Here is a 5,837-nt window from a genome sequence, read left to right on the forward strand (position 1 = left end):
AAGGCCGGCGCGATCGCGATGATGTTCACCGGCCTGACCGTGGCCAACGTCGTCGGCGTCCCGCTCGGCACCCTCGTCGGGCAGACCCTCGGCTGGCGCACCACCTTCCTGATCGTCGCCGCCCTCGGCGTCCTCGGCCTGCTCGGCATCGCCCGGCTGGTCCCCGAACTGCCCCGCCCCGAGGGGGTCCGGATCCGCCACGAGCTGGCCGCCTTCCGCAACGTCCAGGTGCTGCTCGCGATGGCGATGACCGTCCTCGGCTTCGGCGGCGTCTTCGCCGCGATCACCTACATCACGCCGATGATGACCAACGTGGCCGGCTTCGCCGGCACCTCCGTGACCTGGCTGCTGGTCCTGTTCGGCCTCGGCATGGTCGCCGGCAACCTCATCGGGGGACGGTTCGCCGACCGCGCCCTGATGCCGATGCTCTACGTCTCCCTGGGCGCCCTGGCCGTCGTCCTGGCCGTCTTCACCCTGACGGCCCACTCGAAGGCCGGCGCCGCCGCCACGGTCGTGCTGATCGGGGCGCTGGGCTTCGCCACCGTGCCGCCGCTGCAGAAGCGGGTCCTCGACCAGGCCGCAGGCGCCCCCACCCTCGCCTCCGCCGTCAACATCGGCGCCTTCAACCTCGGCAACGCGCTCGCCGCCTGGCTGGGCGGGCTCGTCATCGCCGCCGGACTCGGCTGGACCGCCCCCAACTGGGTCGGCGCCGCCCTCGCCGCCTCCGCCCTGGTCCTCGCCCTCGTCTCCGGCGCGCTGGAACGGCGTACGGCGAGCCGTCCGGCCGGCGGCGGGCGGGTCGTCGCCGGAGCGGCCCCGGCCGGGGCCCCCGTCTGCGTCCACCACTGATCCACACCCCCTCGTACGCCGCGCACCACCCGCACCACCACCCCTGAGGAGAACCCCCGCATGTCCACCGTCACCACCCCCGCCCGTACCGCCGTCGCCCCGCTGACCACCGGCGACGCCGAACTCCTCGTCTCCGCCGCCCGGGCCGCCGCCGAGCGGGCGGGGGTCGCGGTCAGCATCACCGTCCTCGACGCCGGAGGGCACCTGCTTGCCTTCCGCCGCGACGACCGGGCCGTGCTGATCTCCGGAGAGACCAGCACCCGCAAGGCCTTCACCGCCCTCCAGCTGGACGCCCCGACCGCCGACCTCGTCGACGCCGTCCGGCCCGGCGGCCCCTTCCACACCCTGCCCACCGCCCTGGACCGGCCGCTGCTGTTCATCGCGGGCGGGCTGCCCGTCCACCGCGACGGCCGTCTCATCGGCGCCATCGGCGTGGGCGGCGGTGCTCCCGACCAGGACCACGCCTTCGCCGCCACCGCACTCGCCGCGCTCCTCTGACGCTCCCGCCCGGCCTCCGGGTCGCGCGCCCCGGTCCCCCGTGCCACGTTGGTACGGGGGACAGGGGTGCATGATGCGAAAGCCGAGAGGGATCCGGTCCGGCCGGCTCACGAGGGGCCACGTCGCCGCGACGGCAGCCGTCGCCGCGCTGGTCTCCCTCGCCGTCCCCGGCTGCACGGCCGCCTCCGACGAGGCCCGCAGCCCCGACGGCACCGCCACGACGGGCTCCGCCGCCGCGTCCGCCGCGGCGCCCTCGTCCGCCGAGCCCTCGCCGACCCCCTCCTACGCGCTGTCCACCGCCCCGCGCACCATCCCGGCCGTACGGGAGCACGACCCGGCCCGCGGCCCCGGCTGGAAGCCCGCCGCCGGCGCGCGGATCGTCGTCCCCCCGAACGACGCGGCCGCCCTCGCCGACGAGGGGAGACTGCTCGCCGGCGAACTGCGCATGGGCTTCGCCGAGACCGCCGACCCGCGCCCCGGCGATGTGGAGCTGGCCCTCGGCGCCAAGGACTCCGGACCGCCCGAGTCGTACACCCTCACCGTCCGGGACGGACGCGTCCGGGTCACCGGCCCCGACCAGGCCGGCGTCTTCTACGGCACCCGCACCCTCAAACAGGAGGTGAAGTCCGGCGGCCGCGCGCCCGAAGGCACCGTCCGCGACGCCCCGGCCAAACCCCAGCGCGGCCTGAACCTCGACATAGCCCGCAAGAACTTCAGCGTGGGCTGGATCGAGGACCGGCTGCGGCAGATGGCCGACCTCAAGCTCAACCAGCTCGGCCTGCACTTCTCCGACGACCAGGCCTTCCGGATCCAGTCCGACACCCACCCCGAGATCGTCTCCACGCCCCACCTCAGCAAGGCCGACGTCCGGCGGATCACCGCCCTCGCCGCCCGCCTGCACATCACCGTCGTCCCCGAACTCGACTCGCCCGGCCACCTCGGCGCGGTGCTGCGCGCCCACCCGGACCTCCAGCTGCGCGACGTACAGGGCCGGGCCGTCAAGGGCGCCGTGGACATATCCGACCCGGCCGCGGCGAAGCTGATCGACGAACTGCTGCGCGAGTACCTGCCGCTGTTCCCCGGCACGCTGTGGCACCTGGGCGCCGACGAGTACCAGGCGCTCGTCTACCGCGATCCGCAGGCCTCGTTCCCGCAGCTCGCGCAGGCGGCCCGGCAGCGGTACGGGGCCTCGGCGCGCATCCAGGACCTGGCGACGGGCTGGCTGAACGACCGCGCGGACGTCGTGCGCCCGGCCGGCCGGGTGCCCAAGGCGTGGAACGACGGCTTCTTCACCGGAGGCGTCGTCCAGGCGGCCAAGGACATCCAGGTCGAGTACTGGACGGGCAAGGAGAACGGAGCCCGGCCGCCGCTGGAGTACCTGCGGGAGGGCCGCAAGGTCGTCAACCTGAACGACGAGTTCCTCTACTACGTGCTCGGCCAGCCGAACCAGTTCACCTACCCCACCGGCAAGCGCATCTACGAGCAGTGGACCCCGCTCGTCCTGCGCGGCACGACCCCGGTGCCCGCCCAGTACGCGGCGCAGATACTCGGCGCACGGCTCGCCGTGTGGTGCGACCTGGCCGGTGCCCAGACCCCGGCGCAGATCGCCGAGGGGATCCGGCTGCCACTGGCGGCACTGGCCCAGAAGGTCTGGGACTCCCGCCCGCCGCAGCCCGCCTGGACCGAGTTCAAGGCCCTCGCCGACCGGCTCCAGCCCCCGGCGTGACCGGCATAATCACTGGCCCGGACGCCGCCCGCCTTGCTTGGATGCCGGGATGAACCGTGAGACCACTGAACTGCCGGACGGCTACGAGCTGTCCACCGACCCCGCCCGGCTCGACGCCGGGCTGATCCACCGCTGGCTGTCGCAGGACGCGTACTGGGCCCTCGGCCGCAGCAGGCAGACGCAGGACCGGGCCATCGCGGACTCCCTGAACTTCGGTGTCTACGACACCGCTTCGGGCGCCCAGACCGCCTACGCCCGCGTGGTCACCGACCGTTCCACCTTCGCCTGGCTGTGCGACGTCTACGTCGACCCCGCGGTCCGCGGCAAGGGCCTGGGGACGAGCCTGGCCGCCGCGGTCCGCGACCACCTGGCCCCGTACGGCCTGCGCCGGGTCCTGCTGGCCACCGCCGACGCCCACGGGGTCTACGCGAAGGCGGGGTTCGCGCCCATGGCCCATCCGGCCAAGTGGATGGTGCTCGGCGAGCAGTGACGCGCGCGGACCGCCGGCTGCGGCACCGGGGGTGCGGGTGCGGCTAGGGCCGGTCGGCTTCGGCTTCGGCGGGGACGCGGCGCCGCAGACGGCGGCCGACCCACCGGCCCGCCGGCGGCAGGGCCAGGACCACGGTCAGGGTCCAGGCCGCGGCGAAGCCCCAGATCAGGGGGAGCGAGACGGTGACCGCGGCCGCCACCAGCAGGACCAGCGTCACCGCGCCCAGGAGGCAGGCGGCCAGGGTCCGGTGGTGGGCGCGGGTGTGTACGGAGCGCAGGTGCCGCTCGAAGGAGGGGTCGTTCTTCAGGTCCGCCGCGATCGCGGAGAAGGCGCGCCGCTCGTGGTCGGACAGCCCGGCTCCGTCCATGACGACCTCCTTCGGCCGGCGTCGCCGGACGGCGCGCGCCGTGGCCTCTGGCCGGGGCATACCCGGCCTGGCGCGGCCCAACCCTCGGGGGCCGTCCCCGCGCGGTGACGGCCCCCGGGCCGGGGTCACCAGATGGAGTCGACCCACTCCGGGTGGTCGATGAACGGGTTCCGGTTGTGCTGGAACGTGTCGAATATGACCTGGTTGCGGTGCTGCTCGAAGGCGTCCGGCGGGTCCTGGCGGCTCCACTGCTTGAGCACGCTGATCCGGCCGATGGCGGGGGCGGTGCCGTTGTTGACCTTGTCGTTGACTTCCAGGTTCGCGAAGCCGTCGCCGCCGTCGTAGCGCACCGCCATGTAGAGCAGCATGCGCGCGACGTCGCCCTTGACCGCGTCGCGCGGCTCGAAGGAGTCGGAGTCGGTGAAGCTGCCGGGGGCCTCGGCGACCGGGCTGCCGCCCATGTCGAAATCCTTGTTGCCGCGGGTGTTGTTGACCGTGACGTCCTCGGGGCGCAGGTGGTGCAGGTCGGTGCCCGGGCCGGTGGCGGTGCCGAAGTCGCCGTGGCTCTTGGCCCAGACGTGCTCGCGGTTCCAGTCGTTGGCACCGCCGCCGTTGCTCGACTTGGACTGGGAGCGGCCCGAGTAGACGAGGATGACGTTGTCGGGGTTCGCCGGGTCCTGGTCGGTCACCTTCAGCGCGTTCCACACGCCGTCGTAGGTCACCTTGGACTGGTTCTTGATGATGTTGTGGAGCGCGGTCTTGAGCGCGGCCCCGGTCTTGCCCTCGGCGGCCGCGTAGTACGCGTCCACGGAGGTGGCGGCGGTGGCGGCGGCCGCGTCGGCGTGGGGAGCCGCCGTCCGCTGGGAGCCGGCCGACGCGTTGGCCGGAATGAGGGCCAGGGCCGCGACGGCTAGGCCGGTGGCCCAGGGGGCGCGTGGGGAGATTTTCATGATGTGGGGGATACCTCTTCGCAGGCACCGCCCCCGCCATGGCAGTTGGCGGGGCGTCAGGTGGCAGAGCAGAGGCTCACATTGTCATGTGCCCTACAGGTAAAATCCATGTGTCGGACGGCCGGATTCCGTCGTTTCGATCACTGGGCCGAACGGGTGAGACCTCTTGGCAGGACGCCCGGCTGCGGGCACGGTGGCGGGGGCCCCGCCCGGGGCCGCGCGGACCGTGCGCACCGTGAACACCCCCACCGGGAGCAGCCCATGGCAGTGAAGATCCTCATCGTGACCGGCGACGCGGCGGAATCGCTGGAGGTCCTCTACCCGTACCAGCGCCTGCGCGAGGAGGGGTACGAGGTGCACATCGCGGCGCCGGCGGTCAGGAAACTGCGGTTCGTGGTGCACGACTTCGAGGAGGGCTTCGACACCTACACCGAGAAGCCCGGCTACACCTGGCCCGCCGACGTGGCGTTCGCCGACGTGGACCCCCAGGAGTACGCGGCCGTGGTCGTCCCGGGCGGCCGGGCGCCGGAGTACCTGCGCAACGATCCCGAGGTGCGGCGGATCCTGGCCGCGTTCACCGGCTCGGACAAGCCGGTCGCCCAGATCTGCCACGGCCCGCTGATCACGGCCGCGAGCGGCGGGCTGGACGGCCGCCGAGTGACCGCGTATCCGGCACTGGAACTCGACATGAAGGCTGCCGGCGCCGTGTACGAGGACTCCGAGGCCGTGGTCGACGGGACCCTGGTCTCCGCCCGGGCCTGGCCCGACCACTCGGCCTGGATGCGGGAGTTCCTGAAGGTGCTGCGCGCCAAGGCGCCGCTGACCTGACGTACGCGCCGGCGCGCCGCGGCGGCGTGCCGGGCCGCGGCCGGCCGAGGGGCCGGACCGGGGCGGGGCGGGCCGGGCGGGTGCGGTGCGGGCCGGGGAGTCCGGCGCGGTCGGTGCCGCGTCCGGCTC

Annotated in this window: 7 protein-coding genes; 5 read left to right on the plus strand and 2 right to left on the minus strand. The window is 73.8% G+C overall.

Annotated elements, in window-relative coordinates:
- The 4 genes from ACFXA3_RS33085 to ACFXA3_RS33100 all read left to right on the plus strand — a co-directional run.
- A partial coding sequence (locus ACFXA3_RS33085) for an MFS transporter (protein WP_385192931.1) occupies positions 1–849 on the plus strand: 849 nt, incomplete at its 5' end.
- Between the two features lie 60 nt (positions 850–909).
- A complete protein-coding gene (locus ACFXA3_RS33090) occupies positions 910–1,347 on the plus strand; it encodes a heme-binding protein (RefSeq protein WP_385192933.1) in 438 nt (145 codons plus the stop codon).
- Between the two features lie 73 nt (positions 1,348–1,420).
- Positions 1,421–3,073 carry a glycoside hydrolase family 20 protein gene (locus ACFXA3_RS33095; RefSeq protein ID WP_385192935.1) on the plus strand — a complete coding sequence of 551 codons (1,653 nt, stop codon included), beginning with the start codon at positions 1,421–1,423 and terminating at the stop codon, positions 3,071–3,073.
- Between the two features lie 49 nt (positions 3,074–3,122).
- Positions 3,123–3,563: a GNAT family N-acetyltransferase gene (locus ACFXA3_RS33100; protein WP_385192938.1), complete on the plus strand. Its 441-nt coding sequence runs from the start codon at positions 3,123–3,125 to the stop codon at positions 3,561–3,563.
- Positions 3,564–3,606: 43 nt separating this feature from the next.
- Here ACFXA3_RS33100 and ACFXA3_RS33105 read toward each other — a convergent pair whose 3' ends face one another.
- Positions 3,607–3,930 (minus strand): DUF3040 domain-containing protein, encoded by a 324-nt coding sequence (locus ACFXA3_RS33105; protein WP_385192941.1) that lies wholly within the window; start codon positions 3,928–3,930, stop codon positions 3,607–3,609.
- Between the two features lie 125 nt (positions 3,931–4,055).
- Positions 4,056–4,880 carry an endonuclease I family protein gene (locus tag ACFXA3_RS33110; RefSeq protein WP_385192944.1) on the minus strand — a complete coding sequence of 275 codons (825 nt, stop codon included), beginning with the start codon at positions 4,878–4,880 and terminating at the stop codon, positions 4,056–4,058.
- A gap of 261 nt (positions 4,881–5,141) precedes the next feature.
- On the opposite strand from ACFXA3_RS33110, the gene ACFXA3_RS33115 reads away from it, so the two are divergent.
- Positions 5,142–5,708 carry a DJ-1/PfpI family protein gene (locus ACFXA3_RS33115; protein WP_385192946.1) on the plus strand — a complete coding sequence of 189 codons (567 nt, stop codon included), beginning with the start codon at positions 5,142–5,144 and terminating at the stop codon, positions 5,706–5,708.
- Positions 5,709–5,837: the final 129 nt, after the last annotated feature.

It is taken from the genome of Streptomyces sp. NPDC059456 (genome assembly GCF_042750055.1).
GTDB lineage: Bacteria > Actinomycetota > Actinomycetes > Streptomycetales > Streptomycetaceae > Streptomyces.